Raw genomic sequence first — 24,700 nt, 5'->3', positions numbered from 1 at the left:
GTCTACAAGCAGACCGCATCAACCGGTTTACGACTGCTGCGCAGCCGAGCGGGAGTAAGCTCCCTCGCCACAGGTCCTGCGTTGTCTGGACTGAAGCCATCGCGAGCTTGCTCGCGATGGCGCCCGTCCATCCACCCCGAAAACCCGATAGAACTTCTCCCCCCGCCCTCGCCTCTACCTGACAAGCCCATCGCTCCGGTGACTGCATGGATCTTGTCATTGCCCGCCCCGAAGGCTTGTACTGCCCGCCCGGGGATTTCTACATCGACCCGTGGCGCGCGGTGGAACGCTCGGTCATCACCCACGCCCACGGCGACCATGCCCGCAGCGGCAACCAACACTACCTGGCGGCGGCACCTGGCGAAGGCATTCTGCGTTCCCGCCTGGGCCAGGACATCAACCTGCAAACCCTGCCCTACGGCGAACGCCTGCAACACCACGGCGTAACCTTGAGTTTCCACCCCGCCGGCCACGTCCTGGGCTCGGCCCAGGTGCGGCTGGAGTACCAAGGCGAGGTCTGGGTGGCGTCGGGGGACTACAAAGTCGAGCCTGACGGCACCTGCGCGCCGTTCGAACCGGTGAAGTGCCATACCTTCATCACCGAATCGACCTTCGGCCTGCCGATCTATCGTTGGCAACCCCAGGCGCAGGTCTTCGAGGAGATCAACCAGTGGTGGCGCGCAAACATTGCCGCCGGCCGGGCCAGCGTGTTGTTCTGTTATTCCTTCGGCAAGGCCCAGCGGATTCTTCACGGTATCGATGAAAGCCTCGGACCGATCCTCGCCCACGGCGCGGTGGAACCGCTGAACCGGGTCTATCGCGAGGCAGGCGTTCACTTGCCACCGACGCTCTACGCCGGCGATTTCAAAAAGAACGATCCAATCATGGGCCAGGCGCTGGTCATCGCCCCGCCCTCTGCCGGTGGCAGCAGCTGGATGCGCCGCTTCGGCGACTACAGCGACGCCTTCGCCAGTGGCTGGATGCGCCTGCGCGGTACGCGTCGGCGACGCGGCGTGGACCGGGGTTTCGTGCTGTCCGATCACGCCGACTGGCCTGGCCTGCTCTGGGCCATTGAACAGACCGGCGCCGAGCGGGTCATGGTCACCCACGGGTCGGTCGCCGTGTTGGTGCGCCACCTCTGCGAGCAAGGCCTCGACGCCCAGGGGTTCACCACGGAGTACGGCGACGATGAGGAAGACCTCGCCACGGCGGTCGAGAGCGGCGAGGCGGCGTCATGAAAGCCTTCGCCGAGCTGTACGCCGAACTGGACGCCACCACGTCCAGCAACGCCAAGCTTGCCGCCATGCAAGATTACTTCAGCAAGGCACCGCCGGAAGATGCCGCCTGGGCCGTGTATTTCCTCTCCGGTGGGCGTCCGCGGCAGTTGGTGCCGGTAAAAATCCTCCGGGATTTGGCGGCCCAGGTCTGCGGGTTGTCGCTCTGGCTGTTCGAGGAAAGTTATCAGGCCGTGGGCGACCTGGCCGAAACCATTTCGTTAGTCTTGCCTGAATCGCCCCACAGCTCCGATGAAGGCCTGGCGCTGTGGGTCGAGGAGAAACTGCTGCCGTTGCGCGGTGAATCGCCTGAAGTCCTGGCTGAACGGCTTCCGGCGCTATGGGCGCAGCTCGACCGAGCGAGCCTGATGCTCTGCATCAAACTCATCACCGGCAGTTTCCGCGTCGGCGTGTCCAAGCTCCTGGTGACCCGGGCCCTGGCGAGCATGGCCGGGCTGGACAGCAAACGGGTGGCCCAGCGACTGGTGGGCTACACCGATCTGTCCCATCGCCCCACGGCGGCCAGCTACCTCAAGCTGATCGCAGCCGAATCCGACGATGAACATGCCCAGCGCGGCGGCCAGCCTTATCCGTTTTTCCTGGCCCATGGGTTGTCCGCGCCCGTGGAGCAATTCGACGCGTTGCTGGGGCCCGCCAGTGACTGGCAGGTGGAGTGGAAATGGGATGGAATCCGCGCCCAGGTGATCAAGCGCGACGACCATTTGTGGGTCTGGTCCCGAGGCGAGGACTTGGTCACTGAACGTTTTCCGGAATTGCACTCATTGGCCCAGGCGCTGCCTGACGGCACGGTGATCGATGGTGAAATCGTGGTTTGGAAAGCCCCGCAGTCAGTCACCGAGGACGCCTTCGACCCCGACGCACCGCTGCAACCGGCAGTGCAGCCCTTCGCCCTGTTGCAGCAGCGCATCGGGCGCAAGACCCTGGGCAAGAAAATCCTCGACGACGCCCCCGTGGTGGTGATGGCCTACGACCTGCTGGAATGGCAAGGCGAGGACTGGCGCAGCCGCCCCCAAGCCGAGCGGCGCGAACAACTGGAGGCGCTGATCGCCCGTATCCACAGCCCGGTGTTGTTGCCCTCACCCATCGTCACCGGCCAGGACTGGCTCGACCTCGCCCGGCAGCGCGAAGCCTCTCGCAGCCTCGGTGTCGAAGGGATGATGCTCAAGGCCCGCAACGCGCTGTACGGCGTTGGCCGGACCAAGGACATGGGCGTGTGGTGGAAATGGAAGATCGACCCGTTCAGCGTCGACGCGGTGCTGATCTACGCCCAGCGCGGCCACGGTCGGCGCGCCAGCCTGTACAGCGACTACACCTTCGCCGTGTGGGACAACCCGCCGGGCAGTCGCGAACGCACCCTCGTGCCGTTCGCCAAGGCTTATTCGGGCCTGACCGATGCCGAGATGCGCCAGGTCGACAGCATCGTGCGCAAGACCACCGTGGAAAAGTTCGGCCCGGTGAGCAGCGTCACGCCCACCCTGGTGTTCGAACTGGGCTTCGAGGGGATCGCCCTGTCCAAGCGCCACAAGAGCGGGATCGCCGTGCGTTTTCCGCGGATGCTGCGCTGGCGCCAGGACAAGAGCGTCGACGAAGCCGACACATTGGCAACGCTCCAGGACCTCCTGAAATAACACCGCTCCCTCTGTGGCGAGGGAGCTTGCTCCCGCTGGGCCGGGCTGGCGCTCCAGCGCGAAGCGGCCCTCTGGTTCTGTATGTCACACCGCAAGGGGAGGCTGCGCCTCCAGCGGGAGCAAGCTCCCTCGCCACAAAAGCGCGGGGCCAACGAACAGCACGCTCCATCCCGGTGCGCTTTTTGATGTACGCTCAGCCTCGCGCACCATCGCGTTCCGTCTTCCGCCACCCGTGCTTTTAAAACACCTGTTCGGCACTATGGTGCGGAAATTGCTACCTTTATGCCGTCATACCGTTCAGACCTTCACCGGTAACAATCTTACGCGCCACAAGCGCTCAAATTGGTTTTAGGGACTCAATAATGAAAAAAGCACTGCTGACCCTTTCTGCACTGGCGTTGTGCATGGCCGCTGGCGTTGCCACGGCCAAGGAATACAAGGAACTGCGTTTTGGTGTCGACCCTTCCTACGCTCCGTTCGAGTCCAAGGCCGCCGACGGCAGCCTGGTGGGTTTCGACATCGACCTGGGCAATGCGATCTGCGAAGAACTGAAGGTCAAATGCAAATGGGTCGAAAGCGATTTCGACGGCATGATCCCGGGCTTGAAGGCCAATAAATTCGACGGCGTGATCTCCTCCATGACCGTGACCCCGGCCCGTGAAAAGGCTATCGACTTCTCCAGCGAGCTGTTCTCCGGCCCAACGGCCTATGTCTTCAAGAAGGGCTCGGGCCTGAGCGAAGACGTTGCCTCGCTCAAAGGCAAGACCGTCGGCTACGAGCAAGGTACCATCCAGGAAGCCTACGCCAAGGCCGTGCTGGACAAGGCCGGCGTCAAGACCCAGGCCTATCAGAACCAGGACCAGGTCTACGCCGACCTGACCTCGGGCCGCCTCGACGCCGCGATCCAGGACATGCTCCAAGCTGAGCTGGGGTTCCTGAAGTCGCCAAAAGGTGAAGGCTACGAAGTCAGCAAGCCAGTGGACAGCGAACTGCTGCCATCCAAGACCGCCATCGGTATCAAGAAAGGTAACAAAGAGCTGAAGGCCCTTTTGGATAAAGGTATCAAAGCGTTACACGACGACGGCAAATACGCCGAGATCCAGAAAAAACACTTTGGCGATCTGAATCTGTACAGCGGCAAATAATGCGCGGCGCCCACCCGATCTCGGGTGGGCGTCTTTTTTCTGCCAAAGGCAACGTCCATGTTCGAACAATTCCTACAAAGTCTGGGGCTCTCGGCCTTCAGCCTGCAGGGCTTTGGCCCGCTGCTGATGCAAGGCACCTGGATGACCATCAAGCTGTCGGCCCTGTCCTTGTTGCTGAGCGTCCTGCTCGGCCTGCTGGGCGCCAGCGCCAAGCTGTCCCGCGTCAAACTGCTGCGAATCCCCGCCCAGCTCTACACCACGCTGATCCGCGGCGTGCCGGACCTGGTGCTGATGCTGCTGATCTTCTACAGCCTGCAAACCTGGCTGACCTCGTTTACCGACTTCATGGAATGGGAATACATCGAGATCAACCCATTCGGCGCCGGGGTGATTACCCTCGGCTTCATCTATGGCGCGTACTTCACCGAAACCTTTCGCGGCGCGATCCTCGCGGTCCCCCGCGGCCAGGTCGAAGCCGCCACGGCTTATGGCCTCAAGCGTGGCCAGCGCTTTCGCTACGTCGTCTTTCCACAAATGATGCGCTTTGCCTTGCCGGGCATCGGCAACAACTGGATGGTGATGCTCAAGGCCACCGCGCTGGTGTCGATCATCGGCCTGGCCGACCTGGTCAAGGCGGCCCAGGACGCGGGCAAGAGCACCTACCAGCTGTTTTACTTCCTGGTGCTGGCGGCATTGATCTACCTGCTGATCACCAGCGCGTCCAACTTCATCCTGCGCTGGCTTGAACGCCGCTACGCCGCCGGAGCCCGGGAGGCGGTGCGATGATCGAACTCCTGCAAGAATACTGGCGGCCGTTTCTCTACAGCGATGGCGTCAATATCACCGGCCTGGCGATGACCCTATGGCTGCTTAGCGCCTCGCTGCTGATCGGCTTCGTGGTGTCGATCCCGCTGTCCATCGCCCGGGTTTCCCCCAAGTTCTACGTCCGCTGGCCCGTGCAGTTCTACACCTACCTGTTCCGGGGCACGCCGCTCTATATCCAACTGCTGATCTGCTACACCGGCATCTACAGCATCGAGGCGGTGCGCGCCCAACCCATGCTCGACAGCTTCTTTCGCGACGCGATGAACTGCACGATCCTGGCCTTCGCCTTGAACACCTGCGCCTACACCACGGAAATTTTCGCCGGGGCGATTCGCAGCATGAACCACGGCGAAGTGGAAGCGGCCAAGGCCTATGGCCTGACCGGTTGGAAACTGTATGCCTACGTGATCATGCCGTCGGCCCTGCGCCGCTCGCTGCCGTACTACAGCAACGAAGTCATCTTGATGCTGCACTCGACGACCGTGGCGTTCACCGCTACCGTTCCAGACGTGCTGAAAGTCGCCCGGGATGCCAACTCGGCGACGTTCCTGACGTTCCAGTCGTTCGGGATCGCCGCGTTGATCTACCTGACCGTCACCTTTGCGCTGGTAGGCCTCTTCCGCCTCGCCGAACGCCGATGGCTGGCCTTCCTCGGGCCGACCCACTAAGGCTTTTGTTCCAGGACACACACGCACATGCGCCATCAGATCCATGACCTGCTGGCCCCGGTACCGGGGACCGCACGCAAGATCCACAGCTTCCACTTCGGCCCGGAAAAAGCCGTCGGCAAAATCTACATCCAAGCGTCCCTGCACGCCGATGAACTGCCGGGCATGCTGGTCGCCTGGCATCTCAAGCAACGCCTGGCCGAGCTCGAGGCGTCGGGCCACCTGCGGCACGAGATCGTGCTGGTGCCCGTCGCCAACCCCATCGGCCTCGAACAAGTGCTGATGGACGTGCCCCTGGGCCGCTACGAAACCGAGAGCGGGCAGAACTTCAACCGCCGCTTCGTCGACCTGAGCGAGGAGATCGGCAACGAGATCCAGGACCTGCTCACCGACGATCCGCAGCACAACCTGATGCTGATCCGCACCAGCTTGCGCGATGCCCTCGCCCGGCAAACCCCAGGCACGCAATTGCAATCCCTGCGCCTGGCCCTGCAGCGACTGGCCTGCGACGCCGACATGGTGCTGGACCTGCATTGCGACTTCGAAGCCGTGGCCCACCTCTACACCACGCCCGAAGCCTGGCCCCAGGTCGAGCCGCTGGCCCGCTACATCGGTGCCGAAGCCAGCCTGCTGGCAACCGATTCGGGCGGCCAGTCGTTCGATGAGTGCTTCACCCTGCTCTGGTGGCAGCTCAAGGAACGCTTCGGCGACCGCTTCGAGATTCCCCTGGGCAGCTTTTCGGTCACCGTGGAGTTGCGCGGCCAGGGCGACGTCAACCACGGCTTGGCGAGCCTCGATTGCCAGGCCTTGATCGAGTACATGATCCGCTTCGGCGCCATCGACGGCGAACCGATGCCCATGCCCGAGCTGCCCTACCCGGCCACGCCGCTGGCCGCGGTCGAGCCGGTGGCGACACCCGTGGGCGGGTTGCTGGTCTACAGCGCCTTGCCCGGTGAGTACCTGGAGGCGGGTCAACTGATCGCGGAAATCATCGACCCGGTCAACGATACCGTCACCCCCGTCCATTGCCGTAACGCCGGGCTGCTGTACGCCCGTTCGCTGCGCCGCATGGCCACGGCCGGCATGGTGATCGCCCATGTCGCCGGCACCGAGGCCTACCGCAGCGGCTACCTACTTTCGCCTTGAGGATGCATGCTCCATGTACAAACTGACCATCGAAGGCCTGCATAAAAGCTATGGCGAACATGAAGTGCTCAAGGGCGTTTCGCTCAAGGCCAAGACCGGCGACGTCATCAGTCTCATCGGCGCCAGCGGCTCGGGCAAGAGTACCTTCCTGCGCTGCATCAATTTCCTGGAACAACCCAACGATGGCGCCATGACCCTGGACGGTCAGTCGATCCAGATGATCAAGGACCGCCACGGCATGCACGTGGCCGACGCCGACGAACTGCAACGTATCCGCACGCGCCTGGCCATGGTGTTCCAGCACTTCAACCTGTGGAGCCACATGACCGTGCTGGAAAACATCACCATGGCACCGCGCCGGGTGCTGGGGGTGAGCAAGCAGGAAGCCGACGACCGTGCCCGACGTTACCTCGACAAGGTCGGCCTGCCGGCGCGGGTCGCCGAGCAGTACCCGGCGTTCCTCTCCGGCGGCCAGCAACAGCGGGTGGCCATTGCCCGTGCGCTGGCAATGGAGCCGGAGGTGATGCTGTTCGACGAACCCACCTCGGCACTGGACCCGGAGTTGGTGGGCGAAGTGCTGAAAGTGATCCAGGGCCTGGCTGAAGAAGGCCGGACCATGATCATGGTAACCCACGAAATGAGCTTCGCCCGCAAGGTTTCCAATCAGGTGCTGTTCCTGCACCAGGGCCTGGTGGAAGAGGAAGGCGCGCCGGAAGACGTGCTGGGCAATCCCACCAGCGAACGGCTCAAGCAGTTTCTCAGTGGCAACCTGAAATAAACCTCGGCCTCCCCCTGACAAGGAGGCGCCAGGCGCCAATGCCTGTCAGCTAGGAACAAACGGCATAAAACCTGTGGGAGCGAGCTTGCTCGCGATAGCGGTACAGCAGCCGCTATTGAGGTTGCCTGATCTGGCGCTATCGCGAGCAAGCTCGCTCCCACAGTGATCTGTGTCCGGCCAGTCGATCAAATAAACCTTTCACATCTCGCCGTGGTCACTGGAAGAAGACCTTCAGGGCGCACGCGGCAGGCATGGCGACATCCAACAATTTCGCGAAACAGTGGTTCGATGCCCGCGGCTGGAAGCCATTCGCCTTTCAAAAGCAGGTATGGGCCGCGGTCAAGCGTGGGGAATCCGGGCTGTTGCATGCCAGCACCGGTGCCGGCAAGACCTACGCCGTGTGGTTTGCCGCCCTCAACCGTTTCGCCCGCCCGACACCGCTGCCGGACACACCGCGCAAACGCAAGCCGCCGGCCGAACCGCTGACAGTCCTGTGGATCACGCCGATGCGCGCCTTGGCGGCCGACACCGGCAAAGCCCTGGAAGCGCCCCTGGCAGACCTGCAACTGCCGTGGAGTGTCGGCCTGCGCACCGGCGACACCAGCCCCAGTGAACGCGCCCGCCAGGGCCGGCGCCTGCCCACCGCGCTGATCACCACGCCCGAAAGCCTGACCCTGATGCTCGCCCGAGCCGACGCGCACGCCGCCGTCTCGACCCTGCGCATGGTGGTCGTGGATGAATGGCACGAGTTGCTCGGCAACAAACGGGGCGTGCAACTGCAACTGGCCCTGGCGCGCTTGCGGCACTGGCACCCCGAACTCGTCGTTTGGGGCGTGTCCGCAACCCTGGGCAACCAGGCCCACGCCGAGCAGGTGTTGATCCCGCAAGGCAACGGCGCCAGCGTGCAGGGCGCCAACGGCAAGGCGCTGCAGGTCGACACGCTGCTGCCTCCGGCCCTCGAACGTTTCCCATGGGCTGGGCACATCGGCCTGAAGATGCTGCCCCAGGTCGTTGCCGAAATCGACGCCAGTCGCAGTTGCCTGGTCTTCACCAATACCCGGGCGCAGTCGGAAATCTGGTATCAGGCCATCCTTGAAGCAAGGCCCGACTGGGCCGGGCTGATCGCCCTGCACCATAGCTCGCTGTCCCGCGACACCCGGGATTGGGTGGAGCGTGCGTTGAAGGACGGCCAGCTCAAAGCGGTGGTCTGCACGTCGAGCCTGGACCTGGGGGTGGATTTCCTGCCGGTGGAACGGGTGCTGCAGATCGGCTCGGCCAAGGGTGTGGCGCGGCTGATGCAGCGAGCCGGGCGCTCCGGCCACGCACCGGGGCGGACCTCACGGGTGACGCTGGTGCCGACCCACAGCCTGGAATTGATCGAGGCCGCTGCCGCCCAGGACGCGGTGGCCCAACGGCGCATCGAACCTCGCCTGTCACCCCACAAACCGCTGGATGTCCTGGTGCAGCATCTGGTGAGCATGGCCCTGGGCGGCGGCTTCGTTCCCGACGAGCTGTTCGCGGAGGTGCGGGGGGCCTGGGCCTATCGCGACCTCAACCCGGCCGAATGGGCCTGGGCCCTGGCCTTTGTACGCCATGGCGGTTTGTCACTGACCGCCTACCCCGATTACCGACGGGTCGAGCCGGACGAACACGGGATCTGGCGAGTCCCCGATGCGCGCCTGGCCCGGCGCCACCGCATGAGCATCGGCACCATCGTCAGCGATGCCAGCCTGCAATTGAAGTTCTGGAGCAAGGGCGGCGGCGGCAAGACCCTGGGCAGCGTCGAGGAAGGTTTCATCGCTCGCCTGCGCCCCGGTGACGGTTTCCTGTTCGCCGGGCGGCTGCTGGAATTGGTCCGGGTCGAAGACATGACCGCCTACGTGCGACGCAGCCAGGCCAAAAAGGCCGCCGTGCCACGTTGGAACGGTGGGCGCATGCCACTCTCCAGCGAACTGGCGGCCGCCGTCGTGGCCCGTTTGAGCGAAGCCGCCGCCGGTCGCTTCGAGGGGCCGGAGATGCAGGCCGTGCAGCCCTTGCTGACGACCCAGCAACGCTGGTCCGGTTTGCCCACGCAGCACACCCTGCTGGCCGAATCTCTCAAGTCCCGGGAAGGCTGGCACCTGTTCCTCTATCCGTTTGCCGGGCGCCAGGTTCATCTGGGCCTGGCCAGCCTGCTGGCCTGGCGCGTCAGTCGGCTACAGCCGGTGACGTTTTCCATTGCGGTCAACGACTACGGCCTGGAACTGCTCAGCGCCACGGCGGTGGATTGGTCGCACCACCTGACCCCGGGCCTGCTGAGCGTCGATCACCTGCTGGCCGACGTGCTTGCAAGCTTGAACGCTGGGGAACTGGCCCTCAGGCGCTTTCGCGAAATCGCCCGGATCGCCGGGCTGGTCTTCGCCGGCTACCCCGGTGCGCCAAAAAGCACCCGGCAAGTCCAGGCCTCCAGCGGGTTGTTCTTCCAAGTGTTCAAGCAATACGACGCCGACAATCTCTTGCTGGCCCAGGCCGGGGAGGAAGTCTTGCGTGAGGAATTGGATATCAATCGTTTGGAGCAGACTTTGCAACGCCTCAACACCTTGAAGCTGGACCTGCACAGGATCAAGCGCCCCACCCCGCTCGGCTTCCCGCTGCTGGTGGAGCGGTTCCGGGAAAGCATGAGCTCGGAAAAACTCGCCGACCGCATCCGGCGGATGGTCAACGAGTTGGAAAAGACAGCCGATCGCGGTGACGCCTGATGCCCGCGCCTTATCCCGTCAACCTCGCTGGGGAAGAACTCTGGCTGCTTCCGGAAAAAGCCCTGTACTGGCCCGCCCAGGAAACCTTGATGGTGGCTGACGTTCATTTTGGCAAGGCCGCCGCCTATCGCAGCCTCGGACAACCGGTGCCCCACGGCACCACCGCCAGCAACATCGCGGTGCTGGATGGGTTACTGGCCAGCCTGCCGTGTCGACAGCTGATTTTCCTCGGGGATTTTCTCCACGGCCCGGGTTCTCACGCGCCCGGCACCCTGAAAGCCCTTTCCGATTGGCGTGCGCGACATTCGCACCTGGCCATGACGCTGATTCGTGGCAACCATGACAAGCGCGCCGGCGACCCACCGCCGGAGCTGAATATTCGCGTCGTACCGGAGCCGCTGCTGCTGGGCCCGTTCGCCGTGCAACACGAGCCCACCCCGCACGCCAGCCGCCATGTGCTGGCCGGTCACGTACACCCGGTCTATCACCTGAGCGGCAAAGGTCGACAACGGCTGCGCCTGGCCTGTTTCCGCCTGGGTAGCGAGATCAGCCTGCTACCGGCCTTCGGTGCGTTCACGGGCGGCTATCGAGTCGATCAGGACAGCGATTGCAGGATTTTTGTCATTGGCGATAACGAAATATGGCCTGTCAGTTGAAGCCCTTCGCCATCGCTGGCAGGCCATCGTTTCATCAGGCAACAGGCGCAGGAGGCGGCTCGTCCGGCAGGGTGGGTTCGCCAGGTTCGGTAGGCTGTTCGTTAGGCGTATCGGGATCGGGCTGGCCGGGGATGCCGCCCGCCGCTTCGGCAGGATGGGCCAGCAATGACCAAGCCATGACACCGATCTGATTGGGCTCAAGCCTTGCCAGTTCGGCACTGATTCGCGGATCGATCTTCATAGAGCAACTCCTGAGCGAGGGCCCGCTGCGCTGACGCAAAAAAACGGGCAGTACACCCCATAGAGTGTCTGCCCGCCCAGGAATTCCAACAGCTCGTCAGATTCAGGTACGCGGCAGGGTCACGCCGCGCTGGCCCTGGTACTTGCCGCCACGGTCCTTGTAGGACACTTCGCATTCTTCGTCGGATTCAAGGAACAGCATCTGCGCCACGCCTTCGTTGGCGTAGATTTTCGCCGGCAGGGTCGTGGTATTGGAGAACTCCAGGGTCACGTGGCCTTCCCACTCGGGTTCCAGCGGCGTGACGTTGACGATGATGCCGCAACGGGCATAGGTGCTTTTGCCCAGGCAGATGGTCAGCACATTGCGCGGAATGCGGAAGTACTCGACGGTGCGGGCCAGGGCGAAGGAGTTCGGCGGGATGATGCACACGTCGCTCTTGACGTCGACAAAGCTCTTCTCGTCGAAGTTCTTCGGGTCGACCGTGGCCGAGTTGATGTTGGTGAACACCTTGAATTCGTCGGCGCAGCGCACGTCGTAGCCGTAGCTGGAGACGCCGAAGGAGATCAGCCGGTCGGCGCCTTCGCCACGCATCTGGCGCTCGACGAAGGGCTCGATCATGCCGTGCTCTTGCGCCATGCGGCGAATCCACTTGTCCGATTTGATGCTCATGGCGGTTTCCTGAAATAGCGAGGTGGAAAAAATACGTCCGGCATCTTACCGGGGCGCGGGGCAGGGTTCAAAGCGCGTCACGCAAATCTCGCCGATCCACCTTGATTTCCGGGTCCTGCCGGCCATCGCCCGCGCCGTCAGTCACCAAATAAGAGAAACCTTCGCAAAGACCATTGGCACATTCTGGAAAAAGGGTTAAGGTGGCGCCACTGTGTTGCTTGTGTCACTGAGAATCTCTACACGATATGTTGAATTTCGATCCAACCATCTACAAGAATTTTTCCTGCTCTTTGCACTCAGTCTCGGCCAGGGTTCTTCCTGAGTCGCAGTTATCTTTGTTCAAGGAGTTACACCATGTCTAATCGCCAAACCGGTACCGTTAAGTGGTTCAACGATGAAAAAGGCTTCGGCTTCATCACCCCACAATCCGGTGACGACCTGTTCGTTCACTTCAAAGCTATCCAATCCGACGGCTTCAAAAGCCTGAAAGAAGGCCAACAGGTTTCTTTCATCGCTACCCGCGGTCAGAAAGGCATGCAAGCTGAAGAAGTTCAAGTTATCTAACTTGTCCTTGCTTTAGTAAAAGGCCCCGCCCTCAAAAGCGGGGCTTTTTTGTGCCTGTGTGTTTTGCAGGCACAAAAAAACTGTGGGAGCGAGCTTGCTCGCGATAGCGGCTGGTCAGTCAACATTGATGCTGCTGACCCACCGCAATCGCGAGCAAGCTCGCTCCCACAGGAGGGTTCGTTGATTAGCCTGGGATCACCAGGTAACGCCAAACCCCGCCGTATAGCGTGTCTTGCTCAGGTCGCTGTCCTCGGTGCCCTCGATGACATCCTTCTCGGCCTTGAGATTGAGCGATGCCCAGTCGGTGACCTTGTAGCGAAGCCCCATCTCGGCGTCATAAGCGTACTCCGCCACGCCGGACAGGGGCTTGCCCACTTCGCCGTTGGTGAAGAACTCGACGCGCTTGCCGATCAGGTAGCGGTTGTAATCCCACTTCATCGCCACGGAATAGAAGTTGTCCTTGCCGCCGTCGCGGTACTCGTAATCGGTGCGGTTGAGCAGCGAACCCAGGGAGAACGCCCCCAGTTCGTCATCCCAGAACTGGTAGCCCGGACCGGTACCCACCACGCGCTGGCGCGCCAGGTCTTCGACTTTGTCGCGCTTGTAATTCAGGCGGCCTTGCCAGAACCATTGGTCGGTAATGAACCGGTCGAGGGAATACTCCAGGCGCCAGTTATCGGCGGACACGACGTCATCCTGGAATTCACGGTTGTATTCGCCTTCAGCAGTGTGCCGCCATCTGCCGTGGCGTGCCGAAGTCTTGAAATCGATGTCGTAATCGTCGGTATCGGCTTCCGCACGCTGGTAATCCAGCGCGGCATCGACATTGCCTTTCCACACCAGGTCCTCGACCACCGGCTTGGGCTTGAGGATCTGCTGGATACTGGCCAGCTCGACGGTCTTGGGCGCATCACCGTTGGCCAACGTAACCTTGCCATCCTCGGCCGCCTGCAGAGCCTTGGCTTTCTCGCCGGCGTAGGCATCCTGCTTGACCAGGAGTTGCTGATCACTCTCCAGGGTCTTGACCTGTTTCCAGTCAATGGGAATCGCGCCGGCATAATCGGTCTGGATCAGCAACTTGCCGCCATCGAAAACGGTAATCTTGCCACTGAGTTTGTCCCCATTCTTCAACCAGACAGTGTCGGCGAGCAGGGGCATGGAGGCGCTGGCAACAGCCAGGCATAGCAGGGTTCTAGACAACATAAGCGATAAAGGGCTCAAGTTTGCGGTGAAAAGGCGGCATTATCCCCCAGGATGACACCTCAGCAAGGACTGACCTGTGTAGGACTGATGAGTTCATTTCTCAACCAGTCCTGTAGGAATTAATCTACAGACGGACACCCACCTCAGGAACCCCTACGTGACTGACACCCCAGCGGGCACCGAGAACGCCGCCCAGATCCGCCGCACCACCCTTTACCTGACCCTGGCACAGGTCCCGACGGGCAAGGTCGTCACCTATGGCCAACTCGCCGAAATGGCCGGCCTGGGCCGCGCGGCGCGCTGGGTTGGAAGAACCCTCAGCCAATTGCCGAACGACACCAAGCTGCCTTGGCATCGGGTATTGGCTGCCGGTGGTCGGATCAGTCTGCCGGCGGGCAGCGCCTCGGGGGATGAACAGCGCGCACGCCTGCGCATGGAAGGGATCAGTGTCCTGAACAATCGTGTTGATATTCAGCGCCATGGCTGGCGCCCGGTAGAGCACAGCGGTTAGAGTGCGCGCTTTGTTTTCGCAATTTTTGAGGCAGACTCCAGCCCATGCCCCGTAAAACCTGGCGCGCCGCCCTCGCCGCCTATGCCAGTCCCTCGACGCTCGTGCTGTTGCTGCTTGGCTTCGCCGCCGGCTTGCCATACATGCTGGTGTTTTCCACGCTTTCAGTCTGGTTGCGCGAAGCCGGCGTGGCCCGCGAAACCATTGGCTACGCGAGCCTGATCGGCCTGGCGTATGCCTTTAAATGGGTCTGGTCGCCGCTGCTCGACCAATGGCGCCTGCCGCTGCTCGGCAAACTGGGGCGCCGTCGTTCATGGCTGGTGCTCTCCCAGGCGCTGGTCATTCTCGGCCTGATCGGCATGGGCTTCTGCGATCCACAGAAACACCTGTCCTGGTTGATCGCCATCGCCGTGATCGTGGCCTTCGCCTCTGCGACGCAGGACATCGCCGTCGACGCCTACCGCCTGGAGATCGCCGACGACACCCGCCAGGCCGCCCTCGCTGCCAGCTACATGTCCGGCTACCGCATCGCCGCGCTGCTGGCCACCGCCGGCGCCCTGTTCTTCGCCGAAGGCTTTGGCTCCACCGGTTTCAGCTACAAACACTCGGCCTGGGCCGGCACCTACCTGTTGTTCGGCGTGCTGATGGTCCCGGCGCTCCTCACGTCCCTGTTCATGCGCGAGCCACCGGTACCGCTGCGCACCCAGTTGCAGGCCGGGCGCTACACGTTTGTCCATCAGTTGGCGTCGGTATTCGTACTGATCGTGCTGCTGGTCTCCGTCCCGGCGATGTTCACCCAACTCTTCAACACCGACTTCGCCAGCGTGCTGTTCGAGGGCGTCAGCCTGCTCGACCTGCTGCTCGAAGACCGCGCCTTCCTGCGGGCCATCCTCTATACCCTCCTGACCGCCCTGTGCCTGTCGGCCATGGGCCGGCGCGGACTGGCGCCAGTGCTGACGCCGATCAACGATTTCATCCTGCGTTATCGCTGGCAGGCCCTGCTGCTGCTCGGATTGATCGCAACCTACCGGATGTCCGACACGGTCATGGGCGTCATGGCCAACGTGTTCTACATCGACCAGGGGTTCACCAAGGACCAGATCGCCAGCGTCAGCAAGATTTTCGGGCTGATCATGACCCTCGTCGGCGCCGGCATGGGCGGCCTGTTGATCGTGCGTTTCGGCATCCTGCCCATCCTGTTCATCGGCGGTGTCGCCTCGGCCGCCACCAACATTCTTTTCCTGATGCTCACCGACATGGGCGCCAACCTGCAGATGTTGATTGTCACCATTTCCCTGGACAACTTCAGCTCCGGCCTGGCCACTTCGGCGTTCGTCGCCTACCTGTCGAGCCTGACCAACCTGAAATTCTCCGCCACCCAATACGCCTTGCTCAGCTCGATCATGCTGTTGCTGCCGCGTTTGATCGGTGGCTATTCAGGGGTGATGGTGGAGAAGTTCGGCTACCACAATTTCTTCCTGATCACCGCCCTGCTGGGCGTGCCGACCCTGTTGCTGATCGCCTTGCACTGGTTCCAGGAGAACCGTCGCCAGGACTCGGCACCCGCCGAGGAACCGGCGCCCACCCGCCCTGCGGAAGAGTCGTAGGAAACTTCAGAAAACACCGGGAAAACCGGTGCCCGCACCTGGCGACCGGCCACGCGCCTGTACGCCAGGGCATCTCGCCCGTACAATGCTCCGTCACTTCTCGTCATCAGCAACCGACAACGGCCAACCATGCGCACCAGTCAATTTTTGCTCGCCACACAAAAAGAAACGCCTTCCGATGCCGTCGTGATCAGCCATCAGTTGATGCTGCGTGCCGGCATGATCCGCAAACTCGCCTCGGGCCTGTACACCTGGCTGCCGATGGGCCTGCGGGTCATGCGCAAGGTGGAAGCCATCGTTCGCGAAGAGATGGACGCCGCCGGGTCCCTGGAAGTGTTGATGCCGAGCACCCAGCCGGCCGAGCTGTGGCAGGAATCGGGGCGCTGGGAAGAATACGGCCCTGAGCTGCTGCGCATCAAAGACCGCCACGGTCGCGACTTCTGTGCAGGCCCGACCCACGAAGAAGTGATCACCGACCTGATGCGCAACGAGTTGAGCAGCTACAAGCAGCTGCCGATCAACCTGTATCAGATCCAGACCAAGTTCCGTGACGAGATCCGTCCACGCTTCGGCCTGATGCGCGGTCGCGAATTCATCATGAAGGATTCCTATTCCTTCCACGCCGACCTGGCCTCGCTGCAGGTCACCTATGACCGCATGCACCAGGCGTACTGCAACATCTTCACCCGCCTGGGCCTGAAATTCCGCCCGGTTGAAGCCGACAACGGTTCCATCGGCGGTGCCGGCTCCCACGAGTTCCACGTGCTCGCCGAGTCCGGCGAAGACGACATCGTCTTCAGCAACGGCTCCGACTACGCCGCCAACATCGAGAAAGCCGAAGCCGTGCCACGGGAAACCTCCCGCGCCGCGCCAACTGAAACGTTGCGCCTGGTGGACACGCCGAACGCCAAGACCATTGCCCAGTTGGTGGAAGGCTACGACCTGCCGATCGAGCGCACCATCAAGACCCTGATCGTGCGGGCGGAAGAAGCCGGCAAGTTGATTGCCCTGATCGTCCGTGGCGACCACGAGCTGAATGAAATCAAGGCCGCCAACCAGCCAGGCGTTGCCAGCCCGCTGGTCATGGCCACCGACGCCGATCTGCGCGACGCCATCGGCGCCGGCGCCGGCTCCCTCGGCCCGTTGAACCTGCCACTGCCGATCATCATCGACCGTTCGGTGGAGTTGATGAGCGACTTCGCCATCGGCGCGAACATTGATGACAAGCACTACTTCGGCGTGAACTGGGAACGCGACCTCCCGGTTCCAACCGTCGCGGACCTGCGCAACGTCGTGGCCGGCGATCCAAGCCCGGACGGCAAGGGCACCCTGGAAATCAAGCGCGGCATCGAAGTCGGCCACATCTTCCAGCTGGGCGACAAGTACAGCAAGGCGATGAAGTGCGAAGTGCTGGGCGAGAACGGCAAGCCGGTCACCCTGCAGATGGGCTGCTACGGCATTGGCGTTTCCCGCGTGGTGGCCGCCGCCATCGAGCAGAACAACGACGAGAAAGGCATCATCTGGAGCGACACGTTGGCGCCGTTCCAGATAGCCCTAGTGCCACTGCGCTATGAAACCGACCTGGTGCGTGAAGCCACCGACAAGCTCTACGCCGAACTGACGGCCGCCGGCTTCGAAGTGCTGCTGGACGACCGCGACAAGAAAACCAGCCCCGGCATCAAGTTCGCGGACATGGAACTGATCGGCATCCCCCATCGGATCGTCGTCAGTGACCGTGGCCTGGCCGAAGGCAACCTGGAATACAAGAGCCGCACCGAGTCCGAGCCGCAAGCGCTGCCGGTCGCCGACGTGTTGTCGTTCCTCCAGGCCCGTATCCGCCGCTGACACCAGATAGAGACGTCATGTTCAAGCGAAACACCTTAGGCCTCGGTGGCGCCGCCCTGTGCGGCGCCCTGCTGGTCAGCGGCTGTGCCAACCAAATGTCACAACGCAGCGAGCACGAAGAGCGGGTCGAGCGCAAATTGCTCGACCACAGCCTGCAGATCGACGTGGGCGAACCCAAGGTGCTCGACCTGCCGCAGCGTCGGGTGCGCATCAATGAGCAGAAGACCTTCGAAGTCACTGAGTTCGAGGTCACCCGCCATTATGATCGCTACACACCGTACCAACCCTGGCGGGAGATCTACGAGATCCCCTTGGGCGCGGTGGCCGTCGTGGCCGGTGTCGGTGCGAACGTGGTCAATGTGTTCGCCCTCGGCACCCTGCCGGACACGGCGACCCGTGACTGGATCAGCTACGGTTTCGCCGGGCTCAACCCGTTCATGAACGTCCCTTCCCATGGCCGCGCCCAGCAGAACCTGGCGGGCATCGACGAAGTCCAGCGCGACAAGCGCACGGAACACTCGAGCCTGCCCTGGAGCGAACGCCCGGTGGAGGTCAAGGCCGCCCGGCAGACCTTCGAACTGAGCACCGACCGTAACGGCGTGCTGCGCTTGAACCTGCTGGAAAGCCCGTTCGCCGAACAGGACCTGAGCCAGTTCGGCAAATTGCAGATCAGCGTGACGGATGCCCAGGACGAGGTGCACACCGACTCATCCCTGAGCATCAGCAGCACCTTGCGCAGCAAGCTGGTGGAAGCCCACGCGCTGATCTACGACGACCTGGAAGACGACGAGGTGAGCCAGTGGGTCCATCGGGTCAGGCGCCTGTCGGAGCTGGGACTTGAAGAGGAAGCCAGTGAACTGGAACAGAGCCTGATCGAACTGACGCGCAACGATCCGGAGCTGCAGACCGAGTTCATGAAAGCCCTGACCAAGGATGGCGGACGGTTGGTGGCGGATCCTGGCGCTCACTGAGCCCAGCCTGGATGGGGCAATCTCTCTTGTGGCGAGGGAGCTTGCTCCCGCTGGGCCTGTAGGAGCTGTCGAGCGAAGCGAGGCTGCGATCTTTCCACTAACGCTTGCATCCCAAGCGAAAGATCAAAAGATCGTCCGAACGCGGCCCGAGCCTTCGGCAGCTCCTACAGCCAGCGGGAGCAAGCTCCCTCGCCACAAGCGCAAAAGGCATGGCCTTCATCAGCCAAGCGACAGCCTCACCGCTCAAACAACTCCAACTGCTCAAACCCACCCCGCAAATCTTCCAGCCGCACCCCGATCCCCAATAACCGCACCGGCTTGCCGCCCCGGTTGAACGCCTGGGTCAACAACAGCTGGTAACTGCCCAAGTCCCGCCCTGCCCCGGCCTGCTCCAGCGTGGTCTGGGTGAAGTCGTGGAACTTCACTTTGACGAACGGCTTGCCCGGTCGATAACTGCTGTCGATCCGCGCCATGCGCCCCCTGAGGGTTTCCATCAGCTCCGGCAGTTTGTCGAGGCAACTCACCAGGTCGGGCAAGTCGACATCGTAGGTATTCTCGACGCTGATGGACTGCCGTCGGCTGTCGTTGTGCACCAGACGCTCATCGATCCCACGAGCCAGGCTCCAGAGTCGCTCACCGAAACTGCCAAATTCGCGCACCAGCGCCAACTTGTCCCATTCACGCAACTGCAGGCAATCGTTGATGCCGAGCCGGTTCAGCTTATCGGCAGTGACCTTGCCAACGCCGTGGAGCTTGCTGACCGGCAGGGCCGAGACAAAATCCTCGACCTGGTCCGGGGTGATGACAAACAACCCATTGGGCTTTTTCCAGTCACTGGCGATCTTGGCCAGGAACTTGTTCGGCGCGACGCCGGCGGACACAGTGATGTGCAATTGATTGGATACACGCCGGCGAATGTCCTGGGCGATGCGGGTGGCGCTGCCGCCGAAATGGGCGCTGGCGGAGACGTCCAGGTAGGCCTCGTCCAGGGACAGCGGCTCGATCAGGTCAGTGTAATCACTGAAAATCGTATGAATTTCCTTCGACGCTTCCCGATAGGCCTCCATCCGCGGCTTGACGATGGTGAGGTCCGGACAGAGCTTCAAGGCGTGGCCGGAAGACATGGCCGAGCGCACGCCGTAGGCCCGCGCTTCGTAGTTGCAGGTGGCAATCACACCCCGCCGATCCGCCGAGCCACCCACAGCCAAGGGCTTGCCGGCCAGCCGCGGATCATCGCGCATCTCGATAGCGGCATAAAAACAGTCACAGTCGACATGGATGATTTTACGTTGCGTCATAGCGGAACAGGGTGTGCGACGAATCGGGCCACCAGTATCGCACCGGCACCTGTATATAGCACCAGTAGTTTGAAAGATCCTTCGTTGAGGCCCGAAAACGCCTACACAAATTTACTTCTTCAATCGCAACGAACCGCCCAATAGAGCGCCAGCCCTTGCCAGGCCTGCGTCACAGCGCTGTCACAATGCCTTTTCCAAGGCTAAGCGCTTGAAGCGGAACAGTTTTTTAGATCAACAGGCTTGACAGCTGCCCGATCCTCTGTAGAATGCCGCCACACAGACGCGGGATGGAGCAGTCTGGTAGCTCGTCGGGCTCATAACCCGAAGGTCGTCGGTTCAAATCCGGCTCCCGCAACCAAACATCAAAAAAGGCTACTCGAAAGAGTGGCCTTTTTTGTGCCTGCTCGTTTTTTGACCAGGCGATCAGAGAGACGCCGCCTACGACACTCCACGCGCCGCAGGTTGTAGGACAATTTTCTTTAGATTCCGAGCATTTAGCCAGGCAAGGGACGGATCAGTGGTTTATTTCTCCCCTTCGCCTTTTAACGGTTGACACTCGGGCGTTCGCCTGTAGAATGCCGCCACACAGACGCGGGATGGAGCAGTCTGGTAGCTCGTCGGGCTCATAACCCGAAGGTCGTCGGTTCAAATCCGGCTCCCGCAACCAAATACCAAGAAAGGCTGCTCGAAAGAGTGGCCTTTTTTGTGCCTGATGAAAAAAGGCTTCATTACAAATATTTTGTAATTATTTTCTACCGCAGGGATTGGTAACTTCGCTGGTTACCCCCATCCTGTCGCGCATAGCTCAAGAGGTGATTGATGCGCGCACACTCGTCTGACCCGCAAGACTCCGTTACTGCGACACAACCGATCAAGGCCGAGCGACTGCGCTGGCTGGATCGGATCAGTCAGTACCGCCAGCCCATCGGTCTCGCCGTCACGCTGCTGCTATTTGCGATTGCATTGGTTGCCTGCCGCCACTTGCTGAGCGAGCTCGATCTCTACGCCCTGCACGACTCGATTCTGGAAGTGCCCAGGCCTGCCCTGCTCGGCGCGATCGCCGCCACGGTCGTCGGCTTCATCCTTCTCCTGGGCTACGAATGGTCCGCCAGCCGCTATGCCGGTGTGACGCTGCCACCGCAAACCATGATCCTCGGTGGGTTCACTGCGTTCGCCATTGGCAACGCCATTGGCCTGTCGCTGTTGTCGGGCGGCTCGGTTCGCTACCGCCTGTATGCGCGCCATGGCCTCGGGGCATCGGATGTCGCCCACATGACGCTCTTCGCCAGCCTGTCCTTGGGCTGTGCGTTGCCGCCGTTGGCCGCCCTGGCAACACTCAGCAACCTGCCCGCCGCGTCTGCCGCGCTGCATTTACCTGCCGCGTTGCTTGGGGCGATTTCCGTGGCCGTGCTACTGCTCACCAGCGCCTTGGCCATTGGTATTTACCGTCGGCGCCTGCCGGAGCAGCCCCATCGGGACAGCCTTCTGGTAAAGGCCGGGCGTCGCACCCTGCGCCTGCCGGGCCGGCGCCTGACCTTCCTGCAACTGGTGATTACCGCGCTGGATGTGGCCGCGGCCGCCACGGTGTTGTATCTGTTGCTGCCCGAGGCACCGCCGTTCGGCGCCTTCCTGCTGGTGTACCTGCTGGCGTTGGCCGCCGGGGTGCTCAGCCATGTGCCGGGCGGGGTCGGGGTATTCGAGGCGATCCTGCTGGCCGCGTTTGCCGACAAACTCGGCGCCGCCCCCTTAGCCGCGGCGCTGTTGCTGTACCGCTTGATCTACGTGCTGCTGCCAATGCTGGTGGCCTGCGTGTTGCTGCTGATCAATGAGGCGCAACGACTGTTCCAGACGCGCCAGACCCTGCGGGCAGCCTCGGGGCTTGCCGCGCCGATCCTCGCGGTACTGGTGTTTCTCTCCGGTGTGGTGCTGCTGTTTTCCGGCGTGACACCGGAAATCGACACCCGCCTGGAGCACATCGGTTTCCTGATCCCCCATCGGCTGGTGGACGCTTCGCACTTCGGTGCCAGCCTGGTGGGCGTGTTGTGCCTGCTGCTCGCCCAAGGCCTGCGCCGTCGCCTGTCGGCCGCCTGGATGCTGACCACGGTTTTGCTGCTGGTGGGCGCCCTGCTCTCGCTGCTCAAGGGCTTCGACTGGGAAGAAGCCACGCTGCTGACGCTGACGGCGGCCTTGCTGGCAGTATTCCGGCGCTCCTTTTATCGTCCGAGCCGCCTGACCGAATTGCCCTTCTCCCCGCTGTTCCTGATCGCCAGCCTCTGCGTGCTCGGCGCGTCGATCTGGTTGTTGCTTTTTGCCTACCAGGACGTGCCCTACAGCCATCAACTTTGGTGGCAGTTTACCCTCGATGCCGACGCCCCTCGCGGCTTGCGCTCTCTCTTGGGGGCTGCCGTGCTGTTGGTGGTGGTGTCCCTGACCTGGTTGCTGCGCACGGCACGGCCGGTGATCCATTTGCCGACGGCAGGAGAACTGGAACGAGCCAAAACGGTCCTCATGGCATCGTCGCAACCCGACGGCGGCCTGGCCCTGACCGGTGACAAGGCGCTGCTGTTCCACCCCAACGACGAGGCATTCCTGATGTATGCCCGCCGTGGTCGCAGCCTGGTGGCGTTGTATGACCCGATCGGCCCTACCCAGCAACGGGCCGAAATGATCTGGCAGTTCCGCGACCTGTGCGACATCCACCATGCCCGTCCCGTGTTCTATCAGGTGCGCGCCGAAAACCTGCCCTACTACATGGACATCGGCCTGACGGCCATCAAGCTGGGCGAGGAAGCACGGGTCGACCTCAAGCGTTTCGATCTCGAAGCCAAGGGCAAAGAGATGAAGGACTTGCGCTACACCTGGAACCGCGGCACCCGTGATGGCCTGTCGCTGGAGATCCACGAGCCGGGCCAGGCGCCGATGGACGAACTCAAGGTCATTTCCGACGCCTGGCTGACCGGCAAGAACGTGCGGGAAAAAGGTTTCTCCCTGGGGCGTTTCAGCGACGACTACCTCAAGCATTTCCGCATCGCGGTGATTCGTTTCGAGGGCCGGCCGGTGGCGTTCGCCAACCTGCTGGAAACCCACAGCCACGAACTGGCCAGCCTCGACCTGATGCGTGCCCACCCCGAGGCGCCGAAACTGACCATGGAATTCATGATGGTCGGCCTCATCCAGCATTATAAAAACCATGACTACGCCCGCTTCAGCCTCGGCATGGTCCCGCTGTCGGGCTTGCAACCGCGGCGCGGCGCACCCTTGACCCAGCGCCTGGGTTCGATGGTGTTCCGCCGTGGCGAGCAGCTCTATAACTTCCAGGGGCTGCGCCGCTTCAAAGACAAATTCCAGCCTGACTGGGAACCTCGTTACATGGCCGTGCCCGCCGGACTCGATCCGCTGGTAGCGCTGGCCGATACTGCCGCCCTGATTGCGGGCGGCCTGACTGGACTGGTGAAACGCTGATGATGCAACGCTCCTGGCGATACGTAGTGGCCGCCCTGCTGGTGCTGGCGATGATTCTCGGTGGCGGTTACTGGTACTGGAACCGCCCGGCCCCGCAACCCACCCTGGAACAACTGGCGCCCGCCGATGGCGCAGCACTGACCCGGGTCACCCCCGGCGCCAAGGCGCTTGCCCGGGTGCTGGTGGCGGTCAATGAGGACCAGAAGCTCAGCGACTCGCAATTGACGACCCTCAGCCGCAGCGGCTCGGCGCAGATCGTCCAGGTGATCCTGCCCAAGGACTGCATGCTGCAAGGCCGTGCCCTGCAAGCCGGCCTGAGGGAACTCCAGGGCCCAGCCACGCTGGTCAGCGGCATCGGCCCTGGCGCCGTGCTGGCTTGGCGCTGGCTGGCCGAGCAGAAGGACGACAAGGCCAAGGCCGTGTCGGTGGACCTGGCCCTGGAAAAACCCGGCTGCACCCACCTGTTGCCTAAAAGCGCAGCCCATGGTCATTGGCTGGTGGCCTGGAACGACAACCCCGACGACACCAGCGCCGGTTTCGTCAGGGATCAGAAAAACGCCGAAACCAGCATCAGCGACTACGACATCAACCTGCCGCAAGTGCTGAACAACGAGCTGCGCAAGATCCTGGTGGGCGCCGATAAGGGCAAAGGTGGCCTGAGCATTCCAGTGGTGGAAGTGCCTGCCAGCCAGGCGCGGGATACCGTGACCCTGTTTCTCTCCGGAGACGGCGGCTGGCGTGATCTGGACCGCGATGTAGCCGATGAAATGGCCAAGATCGGCTACCCAGTGGTCGGCATCGACACCCTGCGCTACTACTGGCAGCACAAGAGCCCTGAGCAGAGCGCGGCGGACCTGACCGAGCTGATGCAACACTACCGGCAGATCTGGGGCACCAAGCGCTTCATCCTGACTGGCTACTCCTTCGGCGCCGACGTGTTGCCGGCGATCTACAACCGCCTGCCGGCCACCGAACAACAGCGGGTCGACGCGATCATCCTGCTGGCCTTCGCCCGCACCGGCAGCTTCGAGATTGAAGTCGAAGGCTGGCTCGGCAACGCCGGCACCGAAGCCGCCACCGGCCCGGAAATGGCAAAGCTGCCAGCCGAAAAAGTGGTATGCATCTACGGCGGCGAAGAAGCCGACGAAAGCGGCTGCACCGACAAAACCGCCGTAGGCGAGGCCATCAAGCTGCCTGGCGGCCACCACTTCGACGAAAACTACCCGGCCCTGGCCAAGCGCTTGATCGATGAGATCAACAAGCGCCAGAACAAGACAGCCGAACAGTAAGCAGATACAAGCCTGACAAAAGCCCCGGCAGCCTTACGGTTGCCGGGGCTTTTTTGTACCCGTACGGCTTACACACAACCCTCTGTGGGAGCGGGCTTGCTCGCGAAGGCGGCGTGTCAGTCGACATCATCGCCAACTGGCACGCCGCCTTCGCGAGCAAGCCC

General features: G+C 62.4%; 20 protein-coding genes and 2 tRNA genes. 18 read left to right on the top strand and 4 right to left on the bottom strand.

The window, feature by feature from the left end:
• The first annotated feature begins 206 nt into the window (after positions 1-206).
• From ACLH0I_RS07080 to pdeM, 9 genes are all read left to right on the top strand, one after another.
• Positions 207-1,238 (top strand): ligase-associated DNA damage response exonuclease, encoded by a 1,032-nt coding sequence (locus ACLH0I_RS07080; protein ID WP_411386660.1) that lies wholly within the window; start codon positions 207-209, stop codon positions 1,236-1,238.
• Positions 1,235-2,923 (top strand): ATP-dependent DNA ligase, encoded by a 1,689-nt coding sequence (locus ACLH0I_RS07075; protein WP_411386659.1) that lies wholly within the window; start codon positions 1,235-1,237, stop codon positions 2,921-2,923. Before ACLH0I_RS07080 ends, ACLH0I_RS07075 begins: the two co-directional genes overlap by 4 nt.
• Positions 2,924-3,285: 362 nt before the next feature.
• A complete protein-coding gene (locus tag ACLH0I_RS07070) occupies positions 3,286-4,068 on the top strand; it encodes a transporter substrate-binding domain-containing protein (RefSeq protein WP_186730446.1) in 783 nt (260 codons plus the stop codon).
• A gap of 57 nt (positions 4,069-4,125) precedes the next feature.
• On the top strand, positions 4,126-4,854 hold the full coding sequence (locus ACLH0I_RS07065; RefSeq protein WP_053118993.1) for an ABC transporter permease: 729 nt from the start codon (positions 4,126-4,128) through the stop codon (positions 4,852-4,854).
• A complete protein-coding gene (locus tag ACLH0I_RS07060) occupies positions 4,851-5,561 on the top strand; it encodes an ABC transporter permease (protein WP_053118991.1) in 711 nt (236 codons plus the stop codon). Before ACLH0I_RS07065 ends, ACLH0I_RS07060 begins: the two co-directional genes overlap by 4 nt.
• 27 nt (positions 5,562-5,588) lie before the next feature.
• Positions 5,589-6,707, top strand: a complete 1,119-nt coding sequence (locus tag ACLH0I_RS07055) for a succinylglutamate desuccinylase/aspartoacylase family protein (RefSeq protein ID WP_411386658.1) — start codon at positions 5,589-5,591, stop codon at positions 6,705-6,707.
• A 13-nt stretch (positions 6,708-6,720) separates the two neighbouring features.
• Positions 6,721-7,485, top strand: coding sequence for an ABC transporter ATP-binding protein (locus ACLH0I_RS07050; protein ID WP_186708405.1), 765 nt, complete (start codon positions 6,721-6,723; stop codon positions 7,483-7,485).
• Positions 7,486-7,736: 251 nt separating this feature from the next.
• On the top strand, positions 7,737-10,223 hold the full coding sequence (locus ACLH0I_RS07045) for a ligase-associated DNA damage response DEXH box helicase (protein ID WP_411386657.1): 2,487 nt from the start codon (positions 7,737-7,739) through the stop codon (positions 10,221-10,223).
• Positions 10,223-10,879: a ligase-associated DNA damage response endonuclease PdeM gene (gene pdeM, locus ACLH0I_RS07040; RefSeq protein WP_411386656.1), complete on the top strand. Its 657-nt coding sequence runs from the start codon at positions 10,223-10,225 to the stop codon at positions 10,877-10,879. The genes ACLH0I_RS07045 and pdeM overlap by 1 nt, the downstream gene beginning before the upstream one ends.
• A 34-nt stretch (positions 10,880-10,913) precedes the next feature.
• On the opposite strand, the gene ACLH0I_RS07035 is transcribed toward pdeM, so the two are convergent.
• Complete coding sequence (locus tag ACLH0I_RS07035; protein WP_041022879.1) at positions 10,914-11,120, bottom strand: hypothetical protein; 207 nt, start codon at positions 11,118-11,120, stop codon at positions 10,914-10,916.
• A 102-nt stretch (positions 11,121-11,222) separates the two neighbouring features.
• Positions 11,223-11,789, bottom strand: coding sequence for a dCTP deaminase (gene dcd / locus ACLH0I_RS07030; RefSeq protein WP_003184751.1), 567 nt, complete (start codon positions 11,787-11,789; stop codon positions 11,223-11,225).
• A 354-nt stretch (positions 11,790-12,143) separates the two neighbouring features.
• On the opposite strand from dcd, the gene ACLH0I_RS07025 reads away from it, so the two are divergent.
• Positions 12,144-12,353: a cold-shock protein gene (locus tag ACLH0I_RS07025; protein ID WP_002554837.1), complete on the top strand. Its 210-nt coding sequence runs from the start codon at positions 12,144-12,146 to the stop codon at positions 12,351-12,353.
• Positions 12,354-12,548: 195 nt separating this feature from the next.
• Here ACLH0I_RS07025 and ACLH0I_RS07020 read toward each other — a convergent pair whose 3' ends face one another.
• On the bottom strand, positions 12,549-13,556 hold the full coding sequence (locus tag ACLH0I_RS07020; protein ID WP_411386655.1) for a DUF481 domain-containing protein: 1,008 nt from the start codon (positions 13,554-13,556) through the stop codon (positions 12,549-12,551).
• A gap of 157 nt (positions 13,557-13,713) precedes the next feature.
• On the opposite strand from ACLH0I_RS07020, the gene ACLH0I_RS07015 reads away from it, so the two are divergent.
• The 4 genes from ACLH0I_RS07015 (at position 13,714) to ACLH0I_RS07000 (ending at position 18,487) form a co-directional block, all read left to right on the top strand.
• Positions 13,714-14,067 carry an MGMT family protein gene (locus ACLH0I_RS07015; protein WP_411386654.1) on the top strand — a complete coding sequence of 118 codons (354 nt, stop codon included), beginning with the start codon at positions 13,714-13,716 and terminating at the stop codon, positions 14,065-14,067.
• Positions 14,068-14,111: 44 nt separating this feature from the next.
• Entirely contained in the window at positions 14,112-15,671 is a 1,560-nt protein-coding gene (locus ACLH0I_RS07010) for an AmpG family muropeptide MFS transporter (protein ID WP_186708395.1), read from the top strand.
• 129 nt (positions 15,672-15,800) lie between these two features.
• Positions 15,801-17,516, top strand: coding sequence for a proline--tRNA ligase (locus ACLH0I_RS07005; protein WP_411386653.1), 1,716 nt, complete (start codon positions 15,801-15,803; stop codon positions 17,514-17,516).
• Between the two features lie 17 nt (positions 17,517-17,533).
• On the top strand, positions 17,534-18,487 hold the full coding sequence (locus tag ACLH0I_RS07000; protein ID WP_411386652.1) for a hypothetical protein: 954 nt from the start codon (positions 17,534-17,536) through the stop codon (positions 18,485-18,487).
• A gap of 236 nt (positions 18,488-18,723) precedes the next feature.
• Here ACLH0I_RS07000 and dinB read toward each other — a convergent pair whose 3' ends face one another.
• Positions 18,724-19,785 carry a DNA polymerase IV gene (gene dinB, locus ACLH0I_RS06995; protein ID WP_186708389.1) on the bottom strand — a complete coding sequence of 354 codons (1,062 nt, stop codon included), beginning with the start codon at positions 19,783-19,785 and terminating at the stop codon, positions 18,724-18,726.
• 281 nt (positions 19,786-20,066) lie between these two features.
• Here dinB and ACLH0I_RS06990 point away from each other — a divergent pair.
• The 4 genes from ACLH0I_RS06990 to ACLH0I_RS06975 all read left to right on the top strand — a co-directional run bounded on the left by ACLH0I_RS06990 (position 20,067) and on the right by ACLH0I_RS06975 (position 24,536).
• A tRNA-Met gene (locus ACLH0I_RS06990) sits at positions 20,067-20,143 on the top strand.
• Between the two features lie 232 nt (positions 20,144-20,375).
• Positions 20,376-20,452, top strand: a tRNA-Met gene (locus ACLH0I_RS06985).
• Between the two features lie 152 nt (positions 20,453-20,604).
• A complete protein-coding gene (gene mprF, locus ACLH0I_RS06980; protein ID WP_411386651.1) occupies positions 20,605-23,247 on the top strand; it encodes a bifunctional lysylphosphatidylglycerol flippase/synthetase MprF in 2,643 nt (880 codons plus the stop codon).
• Positions 23,247-24,536, top strand: coding sequence for an AcvB/VirJ family lysyl-phosphatidylglycerol hydrolase (locus ACLH0I_RS06975; protein WP_411386650.1), 1,290 nt, complete (start codon positions 23,247-23,249; stop codon positions 24,534-24,536). The genes mprF and ACLH0I_RS06975 overlap by 1 nt, the downstream gene beginning before the upstream one ends.
• The last annotated feature ends 164 nt before the right edge of the window (positions 24,537-24,700 follow it).

It is taken from the genome of Pseudomonas sp. MPB03, assembly GCF_046605385.1.
Lineage (GTDB): Bacteria > Pseudomonadota > Gammaproteobacteria > Pseudomonadales > Pseudomonadaceae > Aquipseudomonas > Aquipseudomonas zanjanensis.
Note: the sequence above shows the minus strand (reverse complement) of the source record. Positions and strands in the feature narration are given on the sequence as shown.

Excerpts from the sequence above, each read along its gene's own strand:
- ACLH0I_RS07010 (WP_186708395.1), top strand. The coding sequence starts at position 14,112 with ATGCCCCGTAAAACCTGGCGCGCCGCCCTCGCCGCCTATGCCAGTCCC.
- ACLH0I_RS07035 (WP_041022879.1), bottom strand. The coding sequence starts at position 11,120 with ATGAAGATCGATCCGCGAATCAGTGCCGAACTGGCAAGGCTTGAGCCC.
- ACLH0I_RS07070 (WP_186730446.1), top strand. The coding sequence starts at position 3,286 with ATGAAAAAAGCACTGCTGACCCTTTCTGCACTGGCGTTGTGCATGGCC.
- ACLH0I_RS06975 (WP_411386650.1), top strand. The coding sequence starts at position 23,247 with ATGATGCAACGCTCCTGGCGATACGTAGTGGCCGCCCTGCTGGTGCTG.
- dinB (WP_186708389.1), bottom strand. The coding sequence starts at position 19,785 with ATGACGCAACGTAAAATCATCCATGTCGACTGTGACTGTTTTTATGCC.
- ACLH0I_RS07025 (WP_002554837.1), top strand. The coding sequence starts at position 12,144 with ATGTCTAATCGCCAAACCGGTACCGTTAAGTGGTTCAACGATGAAAAA.
- pdeM (WP_411386656.1), top strand. The coding sequence starts at position 10,223 with ATGCCCGCGCCTTATCCCGTCAACCTCGCTGGGGAAGAACTCTGGCTG.
- ACLH0I_RS07080 (WP_411386660.1), top strand. The coding sequence starts at position 207 with ATGGATCTTGTCATTGCCCGCCCCGAAGGCTTGTACTGCCCGCCCGGG.
- ACLH0I_RS07065 (WP_053118993.1), top strand. The coding sequence starts at position 4,126 with ATGTTCGAACAATTCCTACAAAGTCTGGGGCTCTCGGCCTTCAGCCTG.
- ACLH0I_RS07055 (WP_411386658.1), top strand. The coding sequence starts at position 5,589 with ATGCGCCATCAGATCCATGACCTGCTGGCCCCGGTACCGGGGACCGCA.
- ACLH0I_RS07060 (WP_053118991.1), top strand. The coding sequence starts at position 4,851 with ATGATCGAACTCCTGCAAGAATACTGGCGGCCGTTTCTCTACAGCGAT.
- ACLH0I_RS07050 (WP_186708405.1), top strand. The coding sequence starts at position 6,721 with ATGTACAAACTGACCATCGAAGGCCTGCATAAAAGCTATGGCGAACAT.
- ACLH0I_RS07000 (WP_411386652.1), top strand. The coding sequence starts at position 17,534 with ATGTTCAAGCGAAACACCTTAGGCCTCGGTGGCGCCGCCCTGTGCGGC.
- ACLH0I_RS07005 (WP_411386653.1), top strand. The coding sequence starts at position 15,801 with ATGCGCACCAGTCAATTTTTGCTCGCCACACAAAAAGAAACGCCTTCC.
- ACLH0I_RS07020 (WP_411386655.1), bottom strand. The coding sequence starts at position 13,556 with ATGTTGTCTAGAACCCTGCTATGCCTGGCTGTTGCCAGCGCCTCCATG.
- ACLH0I_RS07075 (WP_411386659.1), top strand. The coding sequence starts at position 1,235 with ATGAAAGCCTTCGCCGAGCTGTACGCCGAACTGGACGCCACCACGTCC.
- dcd (WP_003184751.1), bottom strand. The coding sequence starts at position 11,789 with ATGAGCATCAAATCGGACAAGTGGATTCGCCGCATGGCGCAAGAGCAC.
- ACLH0I_RS07045 (WP_411386657.1), top strand. The coding sequence starts at position 7,737 with ATGGCGACATCCAACAATTTCGCGAAACAGTGGTTCGATGCCCGCGGC.
- mprF (WP_411386651.1), top strand. The coding sequence starts at position 20,605 with ATGCGCGCACACTCGTCTGACCCGCAAGACTCCGTTACTGCGACACAA.